The organism is Bacillus sp. PK6-16 (assembly GCF_056530295.1).
This window is the reverse complement of sequence record NZ_CP096511.1, coordinates 2546009-2572139: the sequence shown is the minus strand read 5'-3', so window position 1 is coordinate 2572139 and position 26131 is coordinate 2546009. Positions and strand designations below refer to the sequence as shown.

Sequence of the window (26131 nt, the reverse complement as noted above, 5' to 3'; positions counted from 1 at the left end):
GGGCCACTTCTTTGCTTTCGCTGAATTTTGAGGTGGGATCTTACTGCCCGGCAAATAGCGGGATAAATAGAGAAAAAGACAACCGATATTTCTATCGCTTGCCTTACATTCCATTTATTATTTTTCTAACTCTTTAAAGGTATCTTTCAAGTCTTTATCAGATACCTTTATATCTGCATTTTTAAGCAGTTCTCTAGTAACTTGTTGATGGAATTGAGGATCTTGTATACGTTGCTGTTCTAATTCTTTACGAATATTCTCTTTCTCTTCCTCATACGGTTTAAGCTCTTTTTTATCCATTAGCTTAATAATATGATATCCGAAAGAAGATTTAACAGGTTCACTCAATTGACCAACTTCTAACTTATACGCAGCATCCTCAAATTCTTTCACCATCATACCAGGTCCAAATTCAGATAGTTCCCCACCTTTTTCTTTAGAACCTGGATCCTCTGAATATTGTTTAGCCAATGCCGCGAAATCTTCGCCACTATTTAATTTTTCTTTAATTTCTTTTGCTGTCTTTTCATCTTTTACTAAAATATGGCTAACTTGAAGCTTTGGCTTATAATGATCTTTAATATCTTTTTCCGTTACGGTTGCTTTAATAGCTTTTTCAAAAGCAAAAGTAAGCTTTAATTTCTCTTTCAACTGATCTTCATTTTTCACACCATTGGATTCCATATATGTATTAAAATTATCGCCCATCTTGTCTTTTAATTCTTTTAGTTGTTTCGTTACCTCTTCATCCGTAACTTTATATTTATCATGTAATACTTTTTCTACTACCATTTCAGATAAATTCTGTTTACCGTAGTTTTCTTTTAATTTTTTGTTAAAATCACTTTCTGAAATGCTTCCTGATTTTGTCGTTACAATATTATCTGATGAACCACATGCAGATAAAGATAACGTCATACCCATTAAAATGCTACCAATTACTAATTTCTTTCTTTTCAAATCTGAATACCTCACTTCATTAAATTCAAATATAACTATGTAAATATAACGTTTTCCTGTGAACTTCACGTGAATTTAATGAAAGTAGAACATTTGCTAATTCTCCATTTAATACATCAATTTTGAAAATTATAGTGATTCATCCTGTATCGCTAATCTCTAAAGCTGCAAAAAGGACTAATATTTTCATTAGTCCTTTTTCACATTTATATAAAATTGAATTTCTCCATCTATAGAGGAAACTCCATATTCAAAACCATGCCTTTCTAAAATACTTTTCACTATCGCTAAACCTAATCCTGTACCTGATTTTTCTTTACTACGAGAAGATTCTAGTACATAAAAAGGCTCCCAAATTTTCTCGATATCCTTAATTTTATCCGTAGGAATGCCATTTTTTATTTGGAAATATATACTTTTATTTCTATCTTCTAATGTAATTATTATGTTTTGATTTGCTGTATATTTTATCGCATTAGAAATTAAATTTTGAAACACCATTCTCATTTTATTTAAATCTGCATAAACGATTGTATCGCCCGCATTACAATTTACTTGCAAGTTAATTTCTTTCGAATCCAGTTCAATCTGATGCTTATCTAATATACTCTGAACCAGTGGTTCAATGGGGAATTCTTCTTTTTGTAAAATATCTCTTTCTAGTTTAGAAAATCGTAATAGTTCTTCAATTAAGTTTGATATTTGATCTGTTTGTTTAATAATTGTATCTACATAAGTCCCATCATCTAATCCATCTTTAATCCCCATAGAGTATGCTTTTACTAATGCGATCGGTGTCTTTAATTCATGCGTTACATCACCCATAAATCGTTTTAAATGTTCATTACGATCAGTTAAGTCTTGATGTGCTTCATGTAGTTTTTCACTCATGATATTAATACTATTGGCCAACTCTCCTATTTCATCATTCGTTTTCACTTTCGTTCTTTTAAACTGCAAATGTGAAATATCCTGAGCCACATCACTTAACTCTTTCAGTGGTTTCGTTATTATTTTTGAAAGTATCCACACAAGTAAAATAATAAGAAGGAGCGAGAAACATAGGATATATAAGTAAAATGTATTTAACGTATTTATAATTTCATTTGAATTCGCAATGGAAGTCCCAATTAAAATTATCGTATCATCTTTCGCAATATATTTAGCAAAAAAACTCGCTTTTACCTTTCCTTGATCGTACAGTTTATTCGATTGCCCTTCCGCCTTCACTTTCATAACTTCGTCTTTCGTAATCCAAAGCTTATTTAACGTTACTTTCTTTTTCGTAAGTTGCATGCGTAACGCGTCGTTCATAGCATCTTCCGACTGATTAATTGGCGTATACGCAATTGTAACGTTATTTTCACTTTCAATTGTATGAATAACATCTTCTAAATCATTGATTGGCGCATTTTGTATTTGAGTTGTAAATTTATTTAAGTTTTCACGTGTTTTATAAATATTATATTTCGGCAGGAGAAAGTTAATTAATAATAAAGAAATTGTAAATATAAGAATAACGGTTAAAGAAATGCTGAGAAATAGCTTTTTCCCAAGTTTATTCACTTTGTTCCTCCAAACTATAACCCAGCCCACGATGCGTCTTAATAATATTTTCTCCAATTTTTTTACGTAGCCTTCTTACATGTGTATCAACCGTTCTCTCTTCTCCAAAATAGTCAAATCCCCAGACAATATCTAGCAATTTTTTACGAGTTAAAATTGTTCCTTTATGATTTAAAAAGCATTTTATTAATTCGAGCTCTGTTTTTGTAATTTCTAACTCTATATCATTTTTATATACTTTATTTTTAGCGAAATTTATCTTTACATCTTGTACTTGAATAATATCATCATGCTGAATAAGTTTTTTCGCTCGCGTAATTAGTACTCCTGGATGAAATGGTTTTTTCACGTACTCATCTGCCCCACTTTGAAGCGCTGCTAATTCATCTTCACTTTCACTTTTCGCCGTAAGCATTAATACTTTTACGCTTGAATTCTTTTTTATTTCCTGACAGACAGTAATACCACTATGTTTTGGCATCATCCAATCCAAAATAGCTAAATCAATTTTTTCATCATAAAATATTTGAAGTGCTTCCTCCCCGTCTTTTGCTAAAAAAACTTCAAATCCTTCTTTTTCAAAATAAGCTTTTAAAATCCTTAACATATCTTGTTCGTCATCTGCAATTAAAACTTTCATATTTTTTCCTCCATTGCTTTTAAACAAAAACCAATTGTATCATACAACATCTTTGTTACATGAATGTGACAGAAAAATATTTAAAGCTTTTGAGGGGATAGTAATGTTGAGGTGTTGTATTATGATAAAAAAAATCGGGGTCATTTCTCTTCTTTTATTTCTATTATCAACAAATGTGTTTGCAAATACAAATCAACAAATTGAAGTATTTGATTGTCAAAAAGAAATGGTCATTCAAAAACAATCTTTAGATCCAGTAATCCAAAAAGAAGCAGTTCAATACGCTAAAGCAATTACTGGTCCATTTAAAAACTTAAATGTCGTTCCAAAAGATGGCTATATGATAAAAATCCCATTATCTAAGCCGGTTTCTATTACTAATCAATGGTTACACACTACAATAGACGAAGTACTTATACTGCTCCCACTAAATGAAAAGCCTTATATTATGCTTTATGATGATGAAAATAATCCGCATTTTTATTATGTAAAAGGTAAACCAAGATTATTATTGAAACAAATGAAGGTTAAGTTATAATGTAAGAAAGATCCTACAAATATGATTTGCGGGATCTTTCTTTATCAATTAATAATTTTATTTTCATTTAAAAAATGAATAACCTGTCTTTTATGATGGTTATCATGATCTACAAATTCTTTAATAATATATATAAGAGAATATGGCATTCCGGTATGAGGACAATGTGATACTCCATTGGCCGTTAAAGGTTTCTTTAGATTTCCAGCAGATAGTAATCTAAGTTCTTTTACGAGTAACTCTCTTTTAGATTTTGCTTCTTCAAGAAGTTTCATCTTAGATATACCGGATTTGGCATAACTAGATGCTAGTTTATTATATGTATCAAATTCAGGGAACTCCATCCCCTTCCCATCTCTCACTGATGATAATGTCTCACGTAATAGATAGTCATCCCAGTTCATAATATGAGATATTATTTCGCCAATAGTCCATTTCCCCTCTGATATTGGTGCCACCCACAATTCCTCTTTCATACCTTTCAATGTATTTATCCAAATTGAATATTCATTGAAATCATTAATAATTTTATTTTCTCCCATCATCCAATTCTCCATTCTAATATTAGATTCTTATAAATTATAACATCAATCTACACAAAACAGAACAAAAGTTCTAATGGATAAGTAAACAATAATTCACTATATCCTTTTATATAAGTTCAAATAATGGCTCACTCCCATATATTTTGTCCCTTTCACAAATCCACTCGAAGTATAAAATTTGTCACCCTGTACTGTATCTGTATTTAAAACAACAATATTAAAATGTTTTTTCGCATCGTTTATAATTCTCACTAATAATAACCTCCCTAATCCTTTCCTTCGGTATTTTTTTGCAATATAAAATCTCCTTATCCTACCAATCTTATTGTTTATTGTATATGGATCCTCATTTAACCCTCCTATTCCAATTAACTTTTCCCCTTGAAAAATCCCATATAAGCATTCACCAGTTTTATTAAACGTGTTTATTTTATTTTCATATTCACTTATTAGTTTTATTAGGAAATAAAATCCTTCGTCTTTGCTTTCCTGAACAAGATAATCGTGTTCGTATATCATTAAATCTTCAATTTGTTGAATATATATATCTTTCAAGTAAATCCCCCCTTACTATGAAAATACATAAAAATGCTCTAGAATTTTTGATTCTGAGCATTTTTATGATTGTTATCTTATTCAATTCGTAGTATGTGTATTCTTCACTTTAGATATAAATTGATAATATAGTTATTTAATTCTTATTTAACTAAAGCATCTGTTTGTTTAAGTGTATACATTCACATTTATATTTTCTCTCAAATATACTATCAGTTTATATATTCCCCATTCTTCTCTAACAGGTTCAAGATAAATTATAATTTGTTAATTGATATGTTTGTGTAACCACTGTTCAAATATTTTTAACTGTTCTTCAGTATGAAAATAATGTTCACCCGTCTCCATAACTTCTAATTCACAACGATGTTTTTTTGTAAAATAGTTAATAGTTTCAAATTCGCACAGTTCATCCTTAGCTCCGTACATAATATATGTATCTGTATTCCATGTACTAATAGGATGCTCTTTTACATAGCATAAATAATCCCAATATAACTTTTGACCAATAGGTGTCTCTATAGTCATTTCTTTTTGTAAAAGCTCCGGTGTTACATTAAACCATTTCATCATATTTTCGATAATTCGTTCCATATTAACTACTGGTGATAAAAATAATGCCTTTTCTAGCACATCATTTTGATAAGCTAAAAGACTAAAATACGCTCCCATACTACATGCAAACACATTTATTTCTTTCCAATGTACTTTTGCGTAGTTCATAATTATAGATAATTCATTAACACAAAACTGTACTTTACAAGGAGTGTTATCATTCTTTCTTTCTCCATGCTCAGGTAAATCAAAGCTTAATACTTGATAACCTTTTTGATCGGCTTCTTCAGCTAATATTTGAATAACTGCATCTTCCTTATTTGACATATTTCCATGTACTGCAATAAAAACTTTTTCACTCTTATCTCCCCATAAAACCGCAGGAATATTACTAATTTTAAAATTATTTTTAAGCATATTCCCCTCCATAAAATAAGACATATAGGACTCGAAAAAAATGCACACACTTTATTTATTTCTGTACAGCAGGCAGTATCCGCTTTAAATCTATTAAATCATCTATTACTATATCAGCCTGAGCAAGTTCCTCTTCTTGCGCAAAATCAAAATTGCATCCAATTGCAAGTAAACCGTTGTCTTTCGCTGCATTTATATCAGATAGCCGGTCACCAACTACCGCTGCCTCTTTTATATCATATTTGTTCATAATACTTTTAACTAAGTCACCTTTATTTAGCGATTGTATTTGTTCAATACTAAACGTTTCAGTCACCCACTTGTCTAAAGCATAATACGTTACGATTGCTCGTAAATATTCTTTCAAACCATTACTAGCAATGTAAATTGAACAATTATTTTCTTTTATATATGTAAATATTTCTTTTACATTTGGATATAAAGCGCCTTTTCCGCTTTTTATGTTTTCAATTAGTCTATCTAAAAAATATGCATCTGTTTGTTCTCTTATTTCAATAGAATGGTCCGGTAATAAAGCTTCCCAAACTTTCGGTAGCGGCACACCCATAATTTCACGGTATTTTTCAATCGGTGTTACCGTATCCCATAATTGAAGTGATCTTAAGTGATCAAAAGTATCATCCAACGATAATTCTAAAATTTTATCTGTTTGAAATAATGTTCCGTCCATATCAAAAATTAATGCTTGTAACATTCCTATCTCTCCTTTTGGACTATAGTTTTACCAGATATATTTTTAAGCATCTCAATAATAATTTCTGAGCAATAATTCGCAGCAGTTTTCGCGAAATCATCATAAGAAACTTGAGCTTCATCATCTGCACTGTCAGAAATACATCGTATAACAAGAAACGGTATATCATTTATGTAGGCAACATGTCCAATTGCTGCACCTTCCATTTCTGTACAATGAGGTGCGTATTCATCTATTAATTTTGCCTTTAACTTTGAATCTTCAACAAAACATTCACCACTTACAATTCTTCCTTCGTGAGCTTGAATATTTGAACTATTACTGTTACATGCTTTACGTGCTAACTCTATCAATTCCTTACTTGCAATAAACTCCTCTTGAAACGGGAATAATTTTTTCATTTGATTTTTACTTACATCATGATGGGTAACATTCGTTGAAATAACTACATCACCAACTTTTACATCTGGATGTAATCCACCAGCAACGCCCGTATTGATGATAGAGTCTACATTAAATTTATGAATTAATGTTTGCGCACATGCAGCTGCATTTACTTTCCCTACACCAGAACGTGCAATAATTACTTCTGTTCCCATGAATTCTCCAATATAAAATGGCATTCCCGCTATTGTCTGTTCTTCTTGTATTACTAGCTTTTCTAAAAGTAAATCTATTTCAATTTGCATTGCTCCGATAATGCCGATTCTGTTCATGTATGTAGTCCCCTTTATTAATTAATCCCTTTAATCCTCTCTGACATAACCGACAATAAAAATTTCGGAAGTACAAGTTGTCTCTTTAATCTTTTCGGCTGTGAGAGTAACCTATACAGCCATTCAGTTCCAGTATCCCTCATTATTTTCGGTGCTCTTTTTACAGTACCAGATATTATATCAATCATTCCTCCGATACCAATAGATAGCGGAACGTTTAATGTTTGTATGTTTTCATAAATGAACTCTTCTTGTTTTGGTGAACCTAGTCCTACAAGTAATAAATGCGGCTTGAATTGCTTAATTTTCATTTTTATTTCTTCTATTTCTTCACCATTTACAAATCCATGCTGTCCTTTAAATTGTGCTCCTGGGAACTGCTCATTTAATTTTTCTAATGCCTTTTTATTACTTTCTGGCGCAGCTCCAAAAAGAAAGACACGATATTCATTGTCGTTACAATATTTTATTAAATCGTGAGTTAAATCCGCCCCAGTAACACGTTCTTTCAAAGTTCCTTTTAATATTTTCGAGCCAATTATGACACCAATCCCATCCGCTGTTATTAAATCCGCAGATAGTAACATCTTTTTAAACTCCTTTGATTTTTCCGTATTTTCCTTTGCAGACATAACAATTTCAGGATTTGCAGTTACTACAAACCTTGGTTTCTCTTGTTGTTCATATAACCAACCTTTTAATAAACTTATAGCTTTTGCATATTCTAAAGTTGAAAAAGGTATACCTTTTATAAATTGCTGATCCACTGTACTCTCCCCTTATATAAGCTGCAAATATTCATCAATGTCTTTAGAAATTTGAATAAAAGCTTTATTCCAAAATTCATAATTTCTTATATCTATTTCAAAATGTTTTTTCATAAGCTCCTCTACTGGAGCCTTTCCTGTTTCTCGTAAGAACTCTTTATATTTCGAATGAAAAGTACTTTTACCTTCTTGAGCTATTTCTAATAAGCTAAAACTTACTAAATATCCAAACGTGTATGGATAATTGTAAAAAGGAACATCTGCTATATAAAATTGAATATATTTCATCCATACAAACGGCTGGTATTCACTTAAAGCTTTTCCATAAGCTTCTTTTTGTGCCATTATAGATAATTTCTCAATTTCATCAGCACTTAATGGACCCTCTTTACATTTTTCATAAAATGTTTTTTCAAACTGATACGATGCTCGTATTGCCATTACATAATTAAAACTATTTCTTATTTTCCAGCTAAGCAATACCTTTTTCATATCTTTACTATCCGTTGTTTCAATTAGATAATTTAAGAGTACCGTTTCAAAGAAAATAGATGCTGATTCAGCCGTACTCATCGGCAAATAATCATCTAAAAAAGATGTAGATTGTTCAAAACTCATATTATAAAAATGCCAAGCATGTCCTAATTCATGAGCGAGCACTCTTACACTATCTATACTCCCATCATAACGCATGGAGATTCTCGATTCTTTCTCACTGAAAAATGGAGCACAAAACCCACCTGGTGGTTTATTCTCTCTCGGTTCAGCATCTATCCATCCACTTTCTATCGCATTACGTGCAAATTCTGCTAATTCTTCATCAATATTCTTACATGCATCATAAACGTTTTGTACTGCTACTGAAAAAGGAATCATGACCTCATTACTTTCCTTTACTGTCATAAGTTCATGCCATGTAATCGAAGCTTTCCCTTTCTTATACACGTTTAAAGCACTTACTAATTTATCAAGGTTTTCTTCTGTCAAATTCCACATTTGGAATAATACAGTTTCTGAAATGCCATTCGCATGAAAAGATTGTGTTAAAATCTCTCTATCTTCTATTTCATTACTCTTTGCATTACGCAATCTCCCTACTTGATTTAATACAGTAGCAAAGATTTCTTTTTCCTTATGTAAAGCACATGTTAATGAATCGAATACTTCTAATCTTTCCTTTTCATTATCACTATTCATTGCAATAGTATTTGCTTGTCCAAAGGATAATAGTTTATTATTGTGCTCTATTTCTATCCTATCCCGTAATTGTATGTACATATTTTCCCACGCATTAAGTTCATCTTTTATTAACTTAGTATTATCTGAAGTTTCCACTTCATTATGTTTTATTACTTGCTGTAATTCACTTTTTAGTTCCTTCACTTTCACGGTCAATTTAGTAAGGTCAGATGGAACACTTTCTTCAACCGATCGACCGTACAAATAGTATTCTGCTTTTTCAATAGCTTGTATAAGCTTTGAAAGAATCTCTACATCTTTTGTTACAAAATATTGCTCTTTCAACTCCAAAATCGGAAATAGAATATCCTCATTCAAATACAAGCGATTTAAATCCCATCTAGCACTTTCTTGCATTTTTATAGCCGCCTCCTATTTTTACAAATAGTTACAGATATTTCTCCCCACACAATTATATATGAAATGGCAAAATTTTGATATCTTCAAATATTTAAATTCCTATAAATATATTCTTATTTATACTCTTTTCTTCTACCATTAAATATCATTACACATATAAAAAATACTCCCTCTACAAGATTGCATTTGATATAGGAAAACTTCAAAGATTTTATCTTCATCAATACCATATCGACCGATTATCACAGATTAAAAAATAAAAAAGGATTGATCAAAAGATCAATCCTTTACTCTACTTCATTTAAGAAAAATAACGTTATAACGCCAGGTCCTGTATGTGCACCGATTGCTGCACCAATTGTATTTACGATAAATACTTCACAGCCAAATCTTTCCGTAATTAATGATTTTAATGCTTCAGCTGTTTCTAAATCGTCACCGTGAGTCATACCGATTGTTTGACCTTTAAGGTCTTTACCACGTTCTTCCATAATATCAACAATACGGCTTAATACTTTCTTTTTCCCTCGTACCTTTTCAAGTGGTACAAGTTTTCCTTCTTCCACGTTTAAGATCGGTTTAATGTTTAGTAAACCACCGATAAATCCTGCGACTTTACTTAAACGTCCACCTCTCACTAAGTACTGTAAGTCAGCTACAGTGAAGATATGTTCCATATGGCTCATTAGAAAATCAACACGCTTTAAAATATCTTCTTTTGATGCGCCGTCTTTTGCCATTTTAGCAGCTTCTAAAACGACAAGACCTTGACCAAGCGAAGCACATTTCGTATCAATAATTTCTAAATCTAAGTTAGCATATGTTTCTTTTACTTCCTCTTTAATGACAACTGATGATTGATATGTACCAGACAGTTCAGATGAAAAAGCTAAATATATACAAGGATTACCTTCTTTTGCATAAGAAACAAATTTTTCTTGGAACGTTTCAAGTGAAGGCAATGACGTTCTATAAACAGCGCCTTCTCTCATTTTTTGCAATAATGTAACTGACTCTAATGTTACTCCATCTAAATACTCTGTTTCTGCTTCAGAATATACACGGAGTGGAATTAAATCAATATCATATGCTTGCAGCAATTCTACTGGTAAATCCGCCGCACTATCCGTAATGATTTTAACACCCATTTTTAAACCTCTATTCTGTTATAAATATAAAATAATAAAATAAAAATAGTACTTTTAAATTATATACGTAAAACTTAAATGAAGAAAGGAAAACACTTTATATTGTATGCACTATTCTTCAAAACTTGAACTGTTAATGAAAATGATTCTATTTTAAACACCTTTTTCTTATTATTTTTCTAAAACACGAATAATTTTATAAGTATTTTGTATCATTATATTTTAATTCTTTATCTTAATATAATCTTTTCAAATTCATACTGTTTAAAATGTAAAAGCCAAATCCAATAAAGGAAATGGCTTTTACATTTTCATAAAATAACCAAACTTTATTTTCCATCAAATTGTTTGTTTACATTCATACTTTGGTGATGTTGAATATTAGTCCAGTTATGATAAATATTTATAGCCTGTACTATAATTAAAACAGTGAATATTCACCTGTAAGAATCACTAGATAAAAACAAGTTAAACATTTTATAAAATATTTAATTTTACTAGTAAAGCTAATAAAATTTGGAGAAGAATTTGAACATTTACTGCTATGTCTGTATCCGTAGTCGTAACTGTAACATTTCTAGAATTTCTAATAACAGTTTCTTGTTTATTAATTTGTTTAATAGATGATTTTTGAAACAATTCTTGTGCTACACGGTCAGCTTTTTCACTATCTGCTATAGAAATACTTATTATAACCACGATAGCTGCTTGTAGTGCTGCTTGAATAGATAAAGCAGCTTTTGTATCTGTAGTAGTAACTTCTACATCTGCTGAATCTACAATTGTAATAGATTCTTCAGAAATTTGATACGTTTTACTTTCTTGCGCAGCTGCTTCTGAAACGCTAGCATTTTTAAAAGATGGATGAGGATTTGAGGAATCTAATGCACTCCACTTTTTATTTTCATCTGAATGACATGTTTTGTCCATATGTTCACCCCCTTTCAATCTAAATAATTATTAACTTGTGATTGTATTTCAGAAACAATACTTTTAATTTGCTGCTTTTTTTCTGGTGATAAATTTTTTAATTTTTCTTCATTTATCCCATGCCTATTAAAAATATCTGAGAGTAAAAGGTCTATAATTATATTCTTTTGATCCTTATCAAACTTAAAGGAAGAAAATTTATTTAAATCATCCATTTACAATGTTCACTCCTATCAGTTTTCTATAAAAATTTTAAATATCTACGAGCATTATATGTAATGAAATAAAAATTGCTTGGACAAGTAACTTAATCTTCTATTTTCACTTCTTTTTGCTAATAAAATCAAAAGCTGACTTCTAATAAGAAGACAGCTTTCCTTCACTTCACATAAATATAAGTTTCATTACTGTTAAATCATGTATTTTATCTTTATTTGTAGTTTTCCACACTTGCTTTACCATTAATCTTGAATATTAATTCAGTCATAATAAAAAGTCCAAGCTTGTACCACGTATTACAACAAAAAACATTTACTTAGAGTGAAAACTTATAGCTAAATATCAATAGGATAGACACTTTATAAAATGTTTAGTTTAACTAATAAAGCTAATAAAATTTGAAGGAGAATTTGAATATTCACTGCAATATCTGTATCAGTAGTTGTTACGGTTACGTTTCTAGAATTTTTAATAAATGTTTTTTGTCTATTAATTTGTTTAATAGCTGATTTTTGAAATAATTCTTGTGTTATTTTATCTGCCTTTTCACTATCTGCTATAGAAATACTTACTACAACTACGATAGCTGCTTGTAATGCCGCTTGGATAGATAGCGCAGCTTTTGTATCTGTAGTAGTAACTTGTACATCTGCTGAATCAACTATTTCAATATATTCCTCAGAAATTTGATCGATTTCATCTGTTTGTATAGCTGCCTCTAAAAAATTTGCATTTTTACTAAACGAATAATCATTTAATGATTCGCAATCCTCTTTTTTTGGCTCACAATCTTCTTTTTTTGGCTCACAATCCTCTTTTTTTGGCTCATGAACTCGTTTTTTCGGCTCAAACTCCCGGTTTAATGGATCCCGATTTTTCTTTCGTCTACAAACTTCACATTCACACATAAAATCACCCCTTTTAGTCTTAAAAATTAGCAATATTAAAATATTGACTAACTAATAGCATTTTATGTATTTTTTTAAAATTTGTTTGGACAAGTAACTTAATCTTCTACTTCTTTTTCTAATAAAAAAAGCTGCCTTCTAATAAGAAGACAACTTTCTTTGTGACTACTCTAGAATAGATTTCATACAATATAATTGTTCCTTCCTTATAACCTGAGTTCGTCACTTTAGTTATAAAAATGTGGGTATATCCTATAACCTTTTTTAGGGACCATCCATAATTTATTTCATAAAAAGTGCTTTGTTTTACTGAAAGGTGGTTGCGGAAACAACCGCCTTTTTATTCGGAACAAAATAAAACTTTTATATAAAAGACCCATACTTAAATACACTAAACTTCATATAATATATTGCATCCTTTCTTTTTAGAATAAGTAGTCGTTTACTGAAGGGCACTTTTCGAAGTGCTCTTATCTTTAATCCCCCTCTTTTTCAGGAAGAGTTTTTTTACTAAACCATAATATGATTTGTATCACTAAGGCTAGGGATTACGACATTTCCTTAATAACTTCAATGAATACAGTAGCTACTAATTAAAATACCCCTATGATCTTCTCTACACTTAAACCATCGTGCATTACCGAACGCATGAACTAATTTTTATTTTGACTATGTAACACTAAATTCACAAGATTATTATCCTATGTTTGGTGAAGCCATCATTTCAATGCCAGCAACCCCACACTTTTAACTAATAACTTAAACAAATGGGCTACCTCAAGGTTCCTTTGATATAGTATCTTATGTTCTATATAATGAAGAAAGCGCTAGTATTTCCAAGGAGGATGTATATGAGTATTCAATTGGCCACATCTAACGATTTAAAATGGATTAATAGTCAATATGACTTAATAGGATTTGTACGAAGTGATTTAAAAAGAGATAAAGTTGCAATTATTACATATAACAACGAGTATGCAGGTGTTGGCCGATTAGTCCAAATAAATGAAGATACTTTAGAAATGGGCGGGATTTTTATTCTGCCTCAATTTAGAGGGCTTCAATTAGCTGGTGAGCTTGTTTCATTTTTAGTAGAAACTGCGAAAAAATCACAAATACAAAATGTATATTGTCTTCCTTTTGAGGAATTAGAAAACTTTTATAAGAAATATGGATATACTGAAGTCGATACTACGACAGAAGCAGTCCATCCAATTATTCTAAAAAAATATAATTGGTGTTTGGAGAACTACGATAAACACGTTCTACTATTTAAATTGTAAATGTAATAAAGTGAAACTTTAACCAGTGGGAGTTTTAATCAAACCCCTCACCAATCGGGCTTTGATTAAAACTCTATGTTCCGTCAATACTATAGATAATATGATTGTATTTCTCCATTCCCCCTGAGAGAGGAGCAGTTGGCTTTTGCTAGCTGCTCTTTTATTTTTTCAAAAAGTCACATAAATATCTTTAATTCCAAACATTCAAAAGATGAAATATGATATGATTGTTATGAAGATATTTACCAACTAATAAATGCGCCCTAGACTTACGTACTAGGGCGCATTTATTTTTTAGTATGTAACTCCTTCACTCATCTATTATCCACAAAATAAGTATCATATGCCTTATCAAATTCATATCCTAACTTTTCTGCTAGTTTAGCAGATGTAGTATTCGCTGCGTCCCAGTTTGGATACTTTCCATTTTCTAAGCAATCCAATATAAGAGCTGCACTTACTACAGTTGCCAAGCCCCCTCTTCTATGATTGTGATCAGTCGCAACTTCAATTTCAATCCCATCATTATAAATACTATACGAGGATGCACCGCATACAACTTCTCCGTTATATAAAATGCTATAACCTATACCACGGTTTATATAATCTTCTACCGAATGAAATTGACTTGTGAAATCTTCAGATATCTTATGTAATGTAGGGCTATTTGCGATATGCTCGTCTATTCTTCTTAACTCATATTCTTTTGGAAGTGCTGATATAAAAGATTTTAATTTTGAACGATTAAAAACTTCTGGATTTCGTTTGAATTTATAACGTAAAAACTTATCTATTTTTCTTTCATGGAATGTTTCTAAGCGTTGTTTCCACTCTTCACTATTTACGATAACTAAAATTCTTTCTGGAATATTACGTAATAACTCTTCTGTTTCTTTCGTATTTGGGTCTCCAGCGTAAAATGTAAAAATCCCTACCGTAACTTGTGCTACTTTTGGATTTTCAAGATCATTTACCCAAGCAGTACCCATATGCCCTTGTAAATAAGAAAGTAAAACAACGTTATTGAAATCCTCAAACATAGAAACTAGTTTTTTTCTTGTATGTATATTCGCTTCATATATCATTTACATTCCCGCCTTCTTTAGAATCAACTACTCTTAACATTTTCATGAGCGCTCCATAATTCGTATTCATATACATACCCACCTGTTCATCATAAAAGCAATTGACTATTAAATTAAAACTTCGAATATTTATAAAATATCAGTAAACATAAAATGATTATAACATCTACTAACTATGAAATGATCAACATATAAAATAAGTCAACAATAAATATATTTCTTACCCGTTAACAAACGGTTTGAAGGACCAACATAATTAATTATGTAACAACCCTCAACAATAGTTTGAGGGTGCATTTAAATACATGTGTTATAACTCATTTTTATAAATAAAAGATTCCGTCTCACCGTTCTTATATACTTTAGTCAATTTAACAACTGATTTGTACGTGTTAACGTCATCCTCTATCATTTTTTTCATCTCTTCTATTTCGGCATCACCAGTTCCGCCCTCTATTTTTAAACAGTTCGAAATGGAAAGGTATCCGCTTGATGCCAATATAAAAATAAAAATCGTATCAGGAAAATTAATAAATAATAATCCGTAGTTTAAAGGGTCTCCAGCTGGATGTGATAAAAGTAATCGAAAACCTACCAGTTCAGGTACTTGAACAAAATCTCTAGAAACTCTCGCCTCACCTACTATAGTAATTTGCTTTACTACATTCCCGAGATCATCTGTAAATTCAGTACATCTAGGTGGATTAATTGTTGTTGCTTGGAAAGACACATTTAATTCAGGATTGTTAAAATCGAAAAAGATTGTACTCCCCTCTGTTAAACAATGCGGGCAAACATTTCCTAGCAAGCTAAAGTCCTCTTCAATATATTTAACTTTTGTTTTGCAACTACATACTTTCCCTATTCGAATTGCATCAATCTTTGAACAATCGACAAATATAACCTCATTGTCTTCTTGTACGAATGATACGATACCTGTTTTCTTATTAAATGAAAGAAAATAAGATACAGCAATTTCGTTTCCTTCTATTATGATACTTTCAACTTTAGTATACGGTTCTAGACTTTGTAAAAACTCACATATACTATTTTGGCAACACCCACAATTACGTTTCGGTTCACACCCCACTTACACTCCATCCCTTCTCTATATAGAATTGCTGCTACATATATATGAGAAGAAAATAAGAAAAGCTTGGACAATATAACGTTAACGTAGCAATATCGTTACCTAATCGTACATTTATATGGAAATCACACCATTTTTGAGTAAGGACACATAATTTTTACTATAAATACATATAACAATTTCATCTTTCATGAAAAAAACGTTATAATAAGGTGTAGCCTCTACGATTACGTTATAAAGGAGATTAAAACAATGGCTAAAATTAAAGTATACCAAGCAAAAGAGGAAAATATGGAAGCAGTAAAAAACATCATTGATGTTGAGGAACAAAACCCAACTGCTGAAAACTTACAAAATCTATACGCATGTGTATTAGATACTGAAGATATGGCATTGCCTGAATCATACATTGAAGAAGATATCTTAATTGATTCTATTGAAGTTATGGTTAACGCTTCTCAAAGCAAAGTAAGAGACTTAGGTGCTTACGATGTAATCGAAGTTCAAAACAAAGGTAAGAAAACACAAATTTTACTATTAGCAGACGAAGAATACGAAATTATCGAAGGCTAATCTAAATCCGTACATACGAAAAAGCTCCTTTCCAATTAGAAAGGAGCTTTTTCATTACGCTTTTGATGTTTCACTCTTTTTATTCGTTTGTTGTTTCTTAATTACCATGCGCTCATTTCCCATAAAGAAAATGAATATGAATGCTAATCCAGCTGGTACCAATGCCCACATGAATGTTTGAACAATTGAACTAGAAAGAGCGTCAATAATCTTATCTAATATTTGCGGAGGGATTTGAGATCTTGCCGATTCTGATAGAATAGCTCTTGAATCCCCTAAAGCGTTTGTATTCATTCCCCCGCTCATCCCTTTAAATGCTTCTTCTAATTGATCTTGGAAACCTGTTCTTTGGATCATTCCGAAGATTGTAATGCCTAGTGTCATTCCTAACGAACGAATGAAGTTACTCGTTGAAGTCGCAGACCCGCGCTGTTCCATACCGAAGTTGTGAATAGCTGCCATACTTAGTACAGAGAATGAGAAACCGACTCCAAATCCGATAATAATCATATAAACTGTTAATAATGCACGACTTGTTTCTGGTGTTAACGTGCTTAATAAGAATAGTCCAATTAGCATAATAACCGCAGAAATAATCATAATGTTTCGGTAGCTAAGTTTAGTTGTTAAAAATCCGCCTAACTGCGCTGTTACGACTGATCCTAACATCATCGGTAAAAGTAATAATCCTGAGTTTGTTGCGGTACCACCGTATACACCTTGAATAAATAACGGAATGTACACAGTTGCTGACATAAATGCAGCACCGTAACATAAAGCAATAATTGTACTCATTCCGAATAAGCGCTGCTTAAACATCTCAAATGAAATAATTGGTTCTTCTACTTTTCGTTCAATAAAAATGAATGCGATGATTAAAATAGCGAATCCACCAAATAAGCTTAAAATAAAGCTAGAATCCCAATCATATTTTTGTCCGCCTAGTTCAAGCGCAAACATTAAAGAAACTACTGCACCAACTAAAGTAATTGCACCAAACCAATCAATCTTTTGCTTCCTATGAACGCGTGATTCTTTATAAAAGAATGTAATAAAAATAAGTGCTAAAATGCCAAGTGGTAAGTTAATATAAAATACCCAGTGCCAGCTAATGTAGTCGGTAATATATGCGCCAAGTAATGGCCCGAAAATACTAGATAATCCAAATACCGCTCCGAATAAACCACCCATTTTCCCGCGTTTTTCAGGTGGGAAAATATCAAAAACGATAGTAAACGCGATTGGCACTAATGCCCCGCCGCCAATACCTTGAATGGCACGATAAATACCTAACTGTGTAATATTTTCAGCAGTACCACAAAGTGCCGAACCAATCATAAAGACAATTAAACCGAAAATAAAGAATCTCTTTCTACCATACATATCTGATAGCTTACCGAAAATCGGCATGCCTGCCATTTCTGCGACCATATAGGCAGAAACGACCCATACAAAGTTTTCGAGGCCTCCTAAGTCACCAACGATTGTTCCCATCGCCGTTACGACAATGGTATTATCCATCGATGCCATTAAAATACCTAGCAATAAGCCCGCCACAACAAAGCCGAGCTTATTATTCTTCTCAACCATATCTCTTGCTCTCCCTCATACTACTTATATTTGTTTATGTTCTTTTACGACTGCATTACCTTTTTGATTAAAACTAGTATGATATTCTACAACACTAATTTCACATCCAGGACCAATTGTGACGTTGTTGCCTCTTACAACTTCAGCAATCGTATGTTCTAAATAGATATCATCTCCTTCAACAATCGAAGTTTGGAGGTTTCCAGCATGACTAGTAAAAGGAATAAATCTCGCTTTTTTACGAACAGTAATCTTTTTACCACCAATTTCTCTTACCTTACTGCCTTCATAACGAAGTGAGATTTGAATATTTTCAGCATTAAGTAATCCATCACTTTCAAGACCACCAGTTAATGATAAATCTTCTACTTCAATATCTCCCTTTACATTTAAAGCACCTTTTACATCTACGAAATCACCTGAAAACTTTCCTTCAATATCTATCATACCTCTAACTTTTGTTTTTTCAATATGAGCATCACCATGAATTTGTGTATTACCATATACTTTTACATATTCCGCATCTACATTTCCTTGTACTTCGTTATCTCCATACACGACATAGTTTTTCACTTTCACATTACCGCGTACATCACTCGTTCCGTACGTTTTAAACTCATTGCAACTCATATCATTGGTAATTGTTCCTTCACCGCGAATCTTCACTTTATTATAATCTCCGCCTGCTGAATTACCAGAACCATTTACTGTGAGACTATGTGGATGTTCCATACTGATTTCTCCCTTCCGTTAAACCTGCTTAATTTCTTTTACATTTGCATTTTTATCAACAGTAAGAACACCGGTATATTCAATCAGTTCAATCTCACAGTTTGCTCCTACTGTAACATTGTTTCCTCTTACCGTTCTTATGTGAGCATAATCAATATCGATATTGTCACCTTCTAATAGTTCAGCTTCTAACTGCAAGCCAAATACTGTTTTAAATAGCCTACTAAATGTACCTGACCTATGTCTTACTTTAATCGTTTGACCACCAATTTCTTTCGCTCGACATGTACCGTGAATATTTATATTAATTTCATCTGCGCTTAATAAACCACCGATTGTAAATTGTCCTTCTGAAGAAAAAGTATCCACTTCACAATTACCGTCAATTGTAGCTTGACCATTGACTTTAAATTCTTCACCAGTGACATTTCCACCTATCGTACCTTTTCCTGCAATTTTCAAACTGTTTGCTTTTACATTTTGCGTAATTGTTGCTTTTCCATCAATTCGCATCGTTTCAGCATGAACTGTGCCATCAACTTTACCAGATCCGCTAATTCGTGCACTGCTACTTTTCAAATCGCCAGTAACTGCACCGTAACCGTTACATTCAAATTGCTCACATTCAACATTTCCATTCACAGTTCCTTTTCCGTTTAATTGCACTTTATGAAACTCGCCACCATTCGATGAACCGTAACCATTTATAATCAAATTATCTGTACACATACTTTCTCCTCCACTACAACAATTTAGTTTTTAATGCTTCGGTATATTTCATAATCGCTTCGCGTAAAACGATTTTGGTGCCTTTTTCAAAAATTAAATCGTCCACGTTTGAAACTAATAAACATGTAGAAATCCCTAACTTTCGGACGATGATTAAGTCACAAGTTTTATGTTTCATTGCTTCATAATTTTCACGTAAAACTTGCAAGACCATTTTTCCTTCTTCTAAACTAATCTCTCCTGATTGTAGTAATTCTTCTAACATGTACACATAAAGAATGTCTACAAATTGAAACTCTGCTGTTTTATTCGTTTGTTCTATGAAAAATTGTAAAACTGGTTCTGATGCAATCCCCTTGCATAAAATGTCTTCCTTTGTTAAAAGAATTTCTCTCACACTCGGTGAAAACATGTTAGCTAGTTCATCAAGTGATAAATCCTCTTTCATCGTTTGGATTTTATCGATACGCTCTAATATCTTTTCTTTCGGAAAAAATGTCTCTTGACCTGTAAACGTTGATTTTCGTACAAACCAATCTTCCGGAATCAAATTTTTTCTTTTCCACCTATATAACTGTCCGTATGAAATACCAGTTAGTTCTAATAAATCTTTTTTTGAAATTAAATCTGTACTCAACTGTATAACACTCCTTCCTGACAACAATGTAACATAACACTGTTACGCTGTAAATAGACTTTTATCACAAGTAGCGTAACAATGTGTAAAACAAACCTATTCCTACATACAAAAAAGGCTCTTACACATCTTATGAAAATGTGCAAAAGCCCTTATATATCAAGATTTAAACCAAATATTATAAAAATCAATCCAACCTTGTGAATTAATCATTATATTTTGAACTTTTTCATGTGTACTTACCTCTTGTTTATTACGATATAAAGGAATAATATGAATTTGACGTAACAAAGTATCCTCGATATCGCGTAACAGTGTAACTCTTTTCTCTAATTCTTCTTGTCTAAAATAAGGAGACAACTTTTCATGAAAGTCCATGCTGCTTTGTCCATGAATAAAACTATTTTTTGTAAGAAACATATATAATAAACTATCTTCTATTCGTTCACTTATTGTGGCACTATCATGCATCATATCGGCCTTTTGTATCGTACTTACTTCCAATAGCTCTTCTATCTCAAGAAAATTATTTTCTACACGAATCCCGTACTTCGCACACTCTTTTTGTATCCATTGTGCATCTTCAACATGATCTCGTCCTGTAAATGTGTAGAGTTGTAGCACTTCACTATGATAAGTACTCCTTTTAATTAAACTTTCGATATCTTCGTCAATATCTACTATGCTTTCATTTGCTAATATTAGTTTCTTTGCCACTTCTCCACGTTCTCCGCCGAGTTCTTGAACGATTGTATAACCATGAATGATGTTATATAACGCTTTCCGAAATAACGCATCTTGCATTGGTCCTTCTTTCGTAAGATTACATGTTATATATGTCACGTTCGACTCAAGCCGAGACAATTCTTTATTATGTTTTTCTTTATCTTTATACTGCGCCTTTACTAAAACATCGTATGTACTTACACCTTGTTCTACATTCCACAACTCAATACGATCTAAAAAAGGTCTTTCACGAAAATATAAAGGATGTCCTTCTAAAATGAACAGATTTTCATTACTTTTATATAATTGAAAAGGCCCTGTTCCAATTAACCCTCCTGCTTCATCTTCATTCACGATAGAACACTGTTCTGCACTTAGCATATGTAAAAACATTCGATTTTCCGTATGTAATTGAATTTCGAAAACGTAGTCATCCACTGAACGGATATTTTCAACGTGTTGTAACATCCATGCGTGTGCATTATTTTCCAGCTTCATAAATCGATTCAACGAGTATATAACATCATGTGCAGTAAGTTGTTTTCCATTATGAAAGTGAACTCCTTTTCGTAAGTAAAACGTCCATATTTTTTCAGCGTCATTATATTCCCAGTGAAATGCAAGTCTTGGCTCTATAATGTTTGTATTACCGTCTACATACACGAGTGTGTCGAATATATGTTTTACCATATGGCATTCTGAACGCATTGTAGCGTATACAGGATCTAATATGATATCTAAATTCATTTGTACTTGCAACCGGAGTACATCTCTTCTCCCTTCAGATGTCATTTCAACCTTATGACCAAATATTGAATCCACCCAGGAATGATATTCTCCCTTTACCGATGGAAAATGTGAGCTATAGCGTTCCACAAATATACTTCCGCTTTTCACATCCCCTTTTTTCGTTATTTCTTTTCCTCTATCTAAAATTAAAGATATCGGGTGCTTTTGAAATATTAACTTAGACCGATTTCCTCTGCCGCGACCTGGAAACCACTTAATCCAATTTAACTCATCTAATTTTTTTATAATTAATTTACTATTGCGCTCTGTACAAAATAATGTACCAGATATATTTTGCACTGTTACTTCCAATCGTTCTCCCTCTTTTTTTCCTTTTCCATAAGCAATCCATAGTTCAATGTATTGATCTAAAATAAACATCATACTCCCCCTAAAAGGTGAAAAATCCTCCCTATAGTTTCTACCCTTTTTCCAACTCTCCTTTCATCTTATCATTTCAATATAGAAAGGAGGAATTAATATTGAATTATCTCTTACTTCGTTACAATAAACCTATTTTTATTAGATTGTGTGGTGAATTATTAACCCGAACGACTGAATCTATGTTAGCTCTCATTATGATTATTTACGTCAATAAAATGTTAAACGGCAATGTAATAATAACTATGCTAATTTTCGGATTACAGCCACTTTCAGACATTTTATTTACACTTATTGCTGGAGGAATTACTGATAAATATGGCCGAAAAAAGATTATGTTACTCGGATTATTACTACAAGGTGTTGCAATCGGTAGTTTCGTTTTCGCTCAATCCGTTTTTATATTTGCACTGTTATATATCATTAATGGTATTGGCCGTTCCTTATATATTCCAGCTCAACGTGCACAAATTGCTGATTTAACAAAACAAGAGCAGCAAGCAGAAATTTTTGCTCTCCTACAAACGATGGGAGCAATTGGATCCGTAGTCGGCCCTTTAATCGGTGCAAGTTTTTATAATACTCACCCAGAATATTTATTTATCGTGCAAAGTGTAACCCTTACGATATATGCCGTTGTTGTTTGGACCCAGCTCCCAGAAACCGTTCCACCTATGAGTAAGTCGAAACAAACAGTTGAGGCAAGTTCACCAAAGCAATTTGTTTTTAAACATTACGCCATATTAGGTCTTATGGTTTCTACACTTCCTATTAGCTTTTTTTATGCACAAACTGAGACGAATTATCGTATTTTTGCAGAACATGTATTTCCTAATCTCGTATTCATACTCGCATTTATTTCAACATGCAAAGCCATTTTGGAAATCATTCTACAAATCTTCCTCGTAAAATGGTCTGAACGATTTTCTATGGCGAAAATCATCCTTATTTCTTACGCCTGCTATACAATAGCTGCAGTTGGCTTTAGTTATTCAACGACGATATTGTCGTTATTCTTCACCTTACTCTTTTTAGTCATTGGAGAAAGTATTGCTCTAAACCATTTATTACGATTCGTTTCAGAAATTGCACCTCATGATAAACGTGGTTTATATTTTTCAATTTACGGTATACACTGGGATATATCTCGAACGTGTGGACCAGTTATTGGTGCAGTTATATTAAGTAAGTTAAATGGAAGTATGCTGTTTTATATTTGTGCTAGCTTCTTATTAGTTGGAGGTATTGTTCAAGCGCTATTTGTTCAAAGTTTGGAACGTAAAAAAATCGTGAACCATCCTACACATAATTTATAGGTTACTACTTTTTCAGTAGATCAACATTTCTTATTGGATAAATGCTAAAAAATAAAAGTGAAGTATTTCGCATATGAAAGTATGTTTTATATGACAGGAGACGTTCCTTGTTTACAACTAAAAACACCTCACTTCAAGAAAGTGAGGTGTTTTTGAAATCACTTAATTTCTTATCCTGCCATTTTATTAATACTATCCTCTGGCGAAAATACGGAAATATGATCGACCTTACCAGTCGATTTTGGAATGACAAATTTCAATTCATACTGGTTATTTACTTTGTATACATATATTTTATCTTCACCATTCTCTTTAACTGAAGATGGTTTTCCTAATGCTTTTTCAATTTCTTGTAATGTAATCAATTTTAGTTCTGCATGATATGAGCGTACATCAAAAACTTGTGACCCTTTATTAAATCCGAAAACAACATTTTTATTTGTAAAAGTTGCGTACATTCCATTCCCTGCATATTCGGTTTTATTTGCTTTCCCCCACGCTTTTTCAATTTCTTCAATATCCCCTGTATGGGCTCCAAATGGCACATTAGGTACCTTTCCTTCTTTTGCTAGTTCAAACAAATCTTTAACGTGGTTAATTGATTTTTGATTAAGTGTTCTATCTTTCGAATCTTGCTCAGCTGATGGTTTTATTGTTTTTTCATTACTTGGTTTTGCTTCAAGATTTTTCTTTTCTTCTGAAGAATTGCTTTGTTCATTTTTATTATTTTCCGAGGCTGGATTTGCTTCCTTTTTTTCGTCTGTCCCTTTACATGCTGCTAATGCAAATGTGCATGTAAAAGTAAGAAATAACATAACTATTTTCAAATATACCTTCATCATTTTTACCCCCTATTGTATTTTATTCATTTCGATAATCAACTGGATGCGAAGTATAGTATTAATTAAGGACTTCTAATTCTAAATCGTCACTTTCCCATAATTTTAAAAAACTTGGAATTATATTGTTAATCATCGTATTCATCTCCTTCTTTAAACCTTCTCTTCTCAATGATAATATCCTCTATCTATACTGTCACAACAGCTCCTTGAAACAAAAAAAACAGTAGGAAGTGATTACTCTTTTCCTACTGGTTGAAATGAAATTAAACGGTAAATCTTAGCTTCTTAAAAAATGTAGCGATAGTGTTTTTTACTGTTTCAAAATTATAAGCAAACGTGTTATCTCCACTTAATGATGAAATACATGTTAAACCTGCAGCTTTAATAAAAGCTTTTACATCTACAAGCATAGAATTAGCCTCCAAGAATTTAATTACAATCATTATAACAGGTGTTTTAAGACGCTAACATGAAAGTAATAAATAAATTTCTATTATTAATTTATCCCGCTATTTGCCGGGCAGTAAGATCCCCACCTCAAAATTCAGCGGAAACAAAGCAGTTAGGTGGGGGCCCTGCTGCCCGTAAAAGCTAAATTGGTGAGGGCTGATAATCAGTGGGAATGAACAAAACCCCCACTGATTAAAATTTCACCTTATTTAGCTTACAGTACACCATTTCAATGTCATATAAAAAAGCTGCCCAAAAAGAGCAGCTTCAAATATGTATATTACACTTCGATTGATTTACCATCTTCAACAATATGATAAAGTAAATGCGCTAAATGATGAATTGGACCGTATTCTTCCTCTTCCTCATCTGTTTCGCCTTGGAATTCAAGATCGTTTAAGTATAGTGCTAAAAATTGATAGTATAGTTTTAAATCAAATCCGTAGCATGCAGTTGGTTCTTCATGATCCCCTTCATATTGTAACATTAAGTATTGATCATTTCCTTCTGCATCTTCTGCATCAAAGAATACGAAGAAGCCAACGTTTGTATCTAAATCAAATAAATGACGAGTACCTTTTTCAGTTGCTTTATTGAAGTCCTCTTCACTTAATTTATGTACTGTTGTCGCTTTTGCATTATCTTCTTGATGGAAATTTACTGTAAATGATTTCAATGCTGACACCTCCTGATTGTATAATACTAGCATAACATATAAAAAGGACTGCTTACAAATGTAAACAGTCCTTACATTCATTTTCGCATTGCTCGTAATAAGAAGCTTACGATGAAAATTAAAATAATCGCACCGATTAAAGCTGGAATAATTGCATATCCGCCAATGACTGGACCAAAACTACCAAGTAATTTCGAACCAACCCAAGAACCGATAATACCAGCAATAATATTACCAATTACACCACCAGGTACGTCCTTTCCAGTAATTAAGCTCGCAAGCCATCCTAATATACCACCGACGATTAAAGACCAAATCATATAATAACCTCCTTTACATTTCACCAATCAAAATATAATTAGAAACAATTGCTTACCATTAGTTATGTGACATTTTTCATAAGTTATTCATGTTGTTCAACTTTAAGATTTTTGAGAATAATACACACAGATTA

General features: G+C 32.1%; 29 protein-coding genes. 4 read left to right on the top strand and 25 right to left on the bottom strand.

All coding sequences use genetic code 11. The features are described from left to right. Positions 1 to 117: 117 nt before the first annotated feature. The 3 genes from M1D66_RS13190 to M1D66_RS13180 all read right to left on the bottom strand — a co-directional run bounded on the left by M1D66_RS13190 (position 118) and on the right by M1D66_RS13180 (position 3166). Positions 118 to 960, bottom strand: coding sequence for a peptidylprolyl isomerase PrsA (locus M1D66_RS13190; RefSeq protein ID WP_002182826.1), 843 nt, complete (start codon positions 958 to 960; stop codon positions 118 to 120). A gap of 189 nt (positions 961 to 1149) precedes the next feature. Continuing rightward, positions 1150 to 2526: a sensor histidine kinase gene (locus M1D66_RS13185; RefSeq protein ID WP_001037261.1), complete on the bottom strand. Its 1377-nt coding sequence runs from the start codon at positions 2524 to 2526 to the stop codon at positions 1150 to 1152. Continuing rightward, a complete protein-coding gene (locus M1D66_RS13180; RefSeq protein ID WP_000865970.1) occupies positions 2519 to 3166 on the bottom strand; it encodes a response regulator transcription factor in 648 nt (215 codons plus the stop codon). The genes M1D66_RS13185 and M1D66_RS13180 overlap by 8 nt, the downstream gene beginning before the upstream one ends. 121 nt (positions 3167 to 3287) lie before the next feature. Here M1D66_RS13180 and M1D66_RS13175 point away from each other — a divergent pair, with 121 nt between their 5' ends. Continuing rightward, on the top strand, positions 3288 to 3704 hold the full coding sequence (locus M1D66_RS13175) for a hypothetical protein (RefSeq protein WP_000591779.1): 417 nt from the start codon (positions 3288 to 3290) through the stop codon (positions 3702 to 3704). 44 nt (positions 3705 to 3748) lie between these two features. On the opposite strand, the gene M1D66_RS13170 is transcribed toward M1D66_RS13175, so the two are convergent. From M1D66_RS13170 to M1D66_RS13120, 11 genes are all read right to left on the bottom strand, one after another. After that, a complete protein-coding gene (locus M1D66_RS13170) occupies positions 3749 to 4246 on the bottom strand; it encodes a DinB family protein (protein ID WP_000504413.1) in 498 nt (165 codons plus the stop codon). Between the two features lie 99 nt (positions 4247 to 4345). Continuing rightward, the gene (locus tag M1D66_RS13165) at positions 4346 to 4804 is read right to left on the bottom strand and encodes a GNAT family N-acetyltransferase (RefSeq protein WP_000653181.1); all 459 of its coding nucleotides are present in this window, start codon (positions 4802 to 4804) and stop codon (positions 4346 to 4348) included. 267 nt (positions 4805 to 5071) lie between these two features. Next, entirely contained in the window at positions 5072 to 5776 is a 705-nt protein-coding gene (locus M1D66_RS13160; protein ID WP_212125733.1) for an alpha/beta hydrolase, read from the bottom strand. Between the two features lie 55 nt (positions 5777 to 5831). Then, positions 5832 to 6491 carry an HAD hydrolase-like protein gene (locus M1D66_RS13155; RefSeq protein WP_086385739.1) on the bottom strand — a complete coding sequence of 220 codons (660 nt, stop codon included), beginning with the start codon at positions 6489 to 6491 and terminating at the stop codon, positions 5832 to 5834. A 2-nt stretch (positions 6492 to 6493) separates the two neighbouring features. Then, positions 6494 to 7207 (bottom strand): 5'-methylthioadenosine/adenosylhomocysteine nucleosidase, encoded by a 714-nt coding sequence (locus M1D66_RS13150; protein ID WP_001079720.1) that lies wholly within the window; start codon positions 7205 to 7207, stop codon positions 6494 to 6496. A gap of 17 nt (positions 7208 to 7224) precedes the next feature. Then, on the bottom strand, positions 7225 to 7974 hold the full coding sequence (locus M1D66_RS13145; protein ID WP_000372664.1) for a WecB/TagA/CpsF family glycosyltransferase: 750 nt from the start codon (positions 7972 to 7974) through the stop codon (positions 7225 to 7227). 12 nt (positions 7975 to 7986) lie between these two features. Continuing rightward, entirely contained in the window at positions 7987 to 9570 is a 1584-nt protein-coding gene (locus M1D66_RS13140; RefSeq protein WP_242555195.1) for a M3 family metallopeptidase, read from the bottom strand. Between the two features lie 290 nt (positions 9571 to 9860). Further along, entirely contained in the window at positions 9861 to 10721 is an 861-nt protein-coding gene (locus M1D66_RS13135) for a DegV family protein (RefSeq protein ID WP_242555194.1), read from the bottom strand. A 477-nt stretch (positions 10722 to 11198) separates the two neighbouring features. Next, the gene (locus tag M1D66_RS13130) at positions 11199 to 11651 is read right to left on the bottom strand and encodes a spore coat protein (RefSeq protein ID WP_000361676.1); all 453 of its coding nucleotides are present in this window, start codon (positions 11649 to 11651) and stop codon (positions 11199 to 11201) included. A gap of 14 nt (positions 11652 to 11665) precedes the next feature. After that, positions 11666 to 11866, bottom strand: coding sequence for a spore coat protein W (locus M1D66_RS13125; RefSeq protein ID WP_000342253.1), 201 nt, complete (start codon positions 11864 to 11866; stop codon positions 11666 to 11668). 363 nt (positions 11867 to 12229) lie between these two features. Next, positions 12230 to 12778: a spore coat protein gene (locus tag M1D66_RS13120; protein WP_016122685.1), complete on the bottom strand. Its 549-nt coding sequence runs from the start codon at positions 12776 to 12778 to the stop codon at positions 12230 to 12232. A gap of 851 nt (positions 12779 to 13629) precedes the next feature. On the opposite strand from M1D66_RS13120, the gene M1D66_RS13115 reads away from it, so the two are divergent. Further along, positions 13630 to 14061: a GNAT family N-acetyltransferase gene (locus M1D66_RS13115; RefSeq protein WP_242555193.1), complete on the top strand. Its 432-nt coding sequence runs from the start codon at positions 13630 to 13632 to the stop codon at positions 14059 to 14061. A gap of 314 nt (positions 14062 to 14375) precedes the next feature. Here M1D66_RS13115 and M1D66_RS13110 read toward each other — a convergent pair whose 3' ends face one another. Beyond that, positions 14376 to 15146, bottom strand: a complete 771-nt coding sequence (locus M1D66_RS13110; RefSeq protein ID WP_242555192.1) for a GNAT family N-acetyltransferase — start codon at positions 15144 to 15146, stop codon at positions 14376 to 14378. 310 nt (positions 15147 to 15456) lie between these two features. Beyond that, positions 15457 to 16236 (bottom strand): BC_2878 family exosporium-associated protein, encoded by a 780-nt coding sequence (locus M1D66_RS13105; RefSeq protein ID WP_078187068.1) that lies wholly within the window; start codon positions 16234 to 16236, stop codon positions 15457 to 15459. A 252-nt stretch (positions 16237 to 16488) separates the two neighbouring features. On the opposite strand from M1D66_RS13105, the gene M1D66_RS13100 reads away from it, so the two are divergent. Next, entirely contained in the window at positions 16489 to 16809 is a 321-nt protein-coding gene (locus tag M1D66_RS13100) for a hypothetical protein (protein WP_001062733.1), read from the top strand. A 54-nt stretch (positions 16810 to 16863) separates the two neighbouring features. Here M1D66_RS13100 and M1D66_RS13095 read toward each other — a convergent pair whose 3' ends face one another. The 5 genes from M1D66_RS13095 to M1D66_RS13075 all read right to left on the bottom strand — a co-directional run bounded on the left by M1D66_RS13095 (position 16864) and on the right by M1D66_RS13075 (position 22393). Then, positions 16864 to 18399 (bottom strand): MDR family MFS transporter, encoded by a 1536-nt coding sequence (locus tag M1D66_RS13095; RefSeq protein WP_000229616.1) that lies wholly within the window; start codon positions 18397 to 18399, stop codon positions 16864 to 16866. 24 nt (positions 18400 to 18423) lie between these two features. Next, positions 18424 to 19131, bottom strand: a complete 708-nt coding sequence (locus M1D66_RS13090) for a polymer-forming cytoskeletal protein (RefSeq protein WP_000400908.1) — start codon at positions 19129 to 19131, stop codon at positions 18424 to 18426. 18 nt (positions 19132 to 19149) lie between these two features. Beyond that, positions 19150 to 19860, bottom strand: a complete 711-nt coding sequence (locus M1D66_RS13085) for a bactofilin family protein (RefSeq protein WP_242555191.1) — start codon at positions 19858 to 19860, stop codon at positions 19150 to 19152. Positions 19861 to 19873: 13 nt separating this feature from the next. Next, on the bottom strand, positions 19874 to 20497 hold the full coding sequence (locus tag M1D66_RS13080) for a YhbD family protein (protein WP_000102241.1): 624 nt from the start codon (positions 20495 to 20497) through the stop codon (positions 19874 to 19876). Between the two features lie 159 nt (positions 20498 to 20656). Continuing rightward, positions 20657 to 22393, bottom strand: a complete 1737-nt coding sequence (locus tag M1D66_RS13075) for an ABC transporter substrate-binding protein (protein WP_242555190.1) — start codon at positions 22391 to 22393, stop codon at positions 20657 to 20659. A gap of 101 nt (positions 22394 to 22494) precedes the next feature. On the opposite strand from M1D66_RS13075, the gene M1D66_RS13070 reads away from it, so the two are divergent. Next, positions 22495 to 23709, top strand: coding sequence for an MDR family MFS transporter (locus tag M1D66_RS13070; protein WP_242555189.1), 1215 nt, complete (start codon positions 22495 to 22497; stop codon positions 23707 to 23709). Between the two features lie 170 nt (positions 23710 to 23879). Here M1D66_RS13070 and M1D66_RS13065 read toward each other — a convergent pair whose 3' ends face one another. The 4 genes from M1D66_RS13065 to M1D66_RS13050 all read right to left on the bottom strand — a co-directional run bounded on the left by M1D66_RS13065 (position 23880) and on the right by M1D66_RS13050 (position 25997). After that, complete coding sequence (locus M1D66_RS13065; protein WP_002204763.1) at positions 23880 to 24551, bottom strand: YjgB family protein; 672 nt, start codon at positions 24549 to 24551, stop codon at positions 23880 to 23882. Positions 24552 to 24814: 263 nt separating this feature from the next. Next, positions 24815 to 24961 (bottom strand): hypothetical protein, encoded by a 147-nt coding sequence (locus tag M1D66_RS13060; protein ID WP_000959548.1) that lies wholly within the window; start codon positions 24959 to 24961, stop codon positions 24815 to 24817. A gap of 320 nt (positions 24962 to 25281) precedes the next feature. After that, positions 25282 to 25677, bottom strand: coding sequence for a hypothetical protein (locus M1D66_RS13055; RefSeq protein WP_000834883.1), 396 nt, complete (start codon positions 25675 to 25677; stop codon positions 25282 to 25284). Positions 25678 to 25754: 77 nt separating this feature from the next. Next, positions 25755 to 25997 (bottom strand): GlsB/YeaQ/YmgE family stress response membrane protein, encoded by a 243-nt coding sequence (locus M1D66_RS13050; protein WP_000638306.1) that lies wholly within the window; start codon positions 25995 to 25997, stop codon positions 25755 to 25757. Positions 25998 to 26131: the final 134 nt, after the last annotated feature.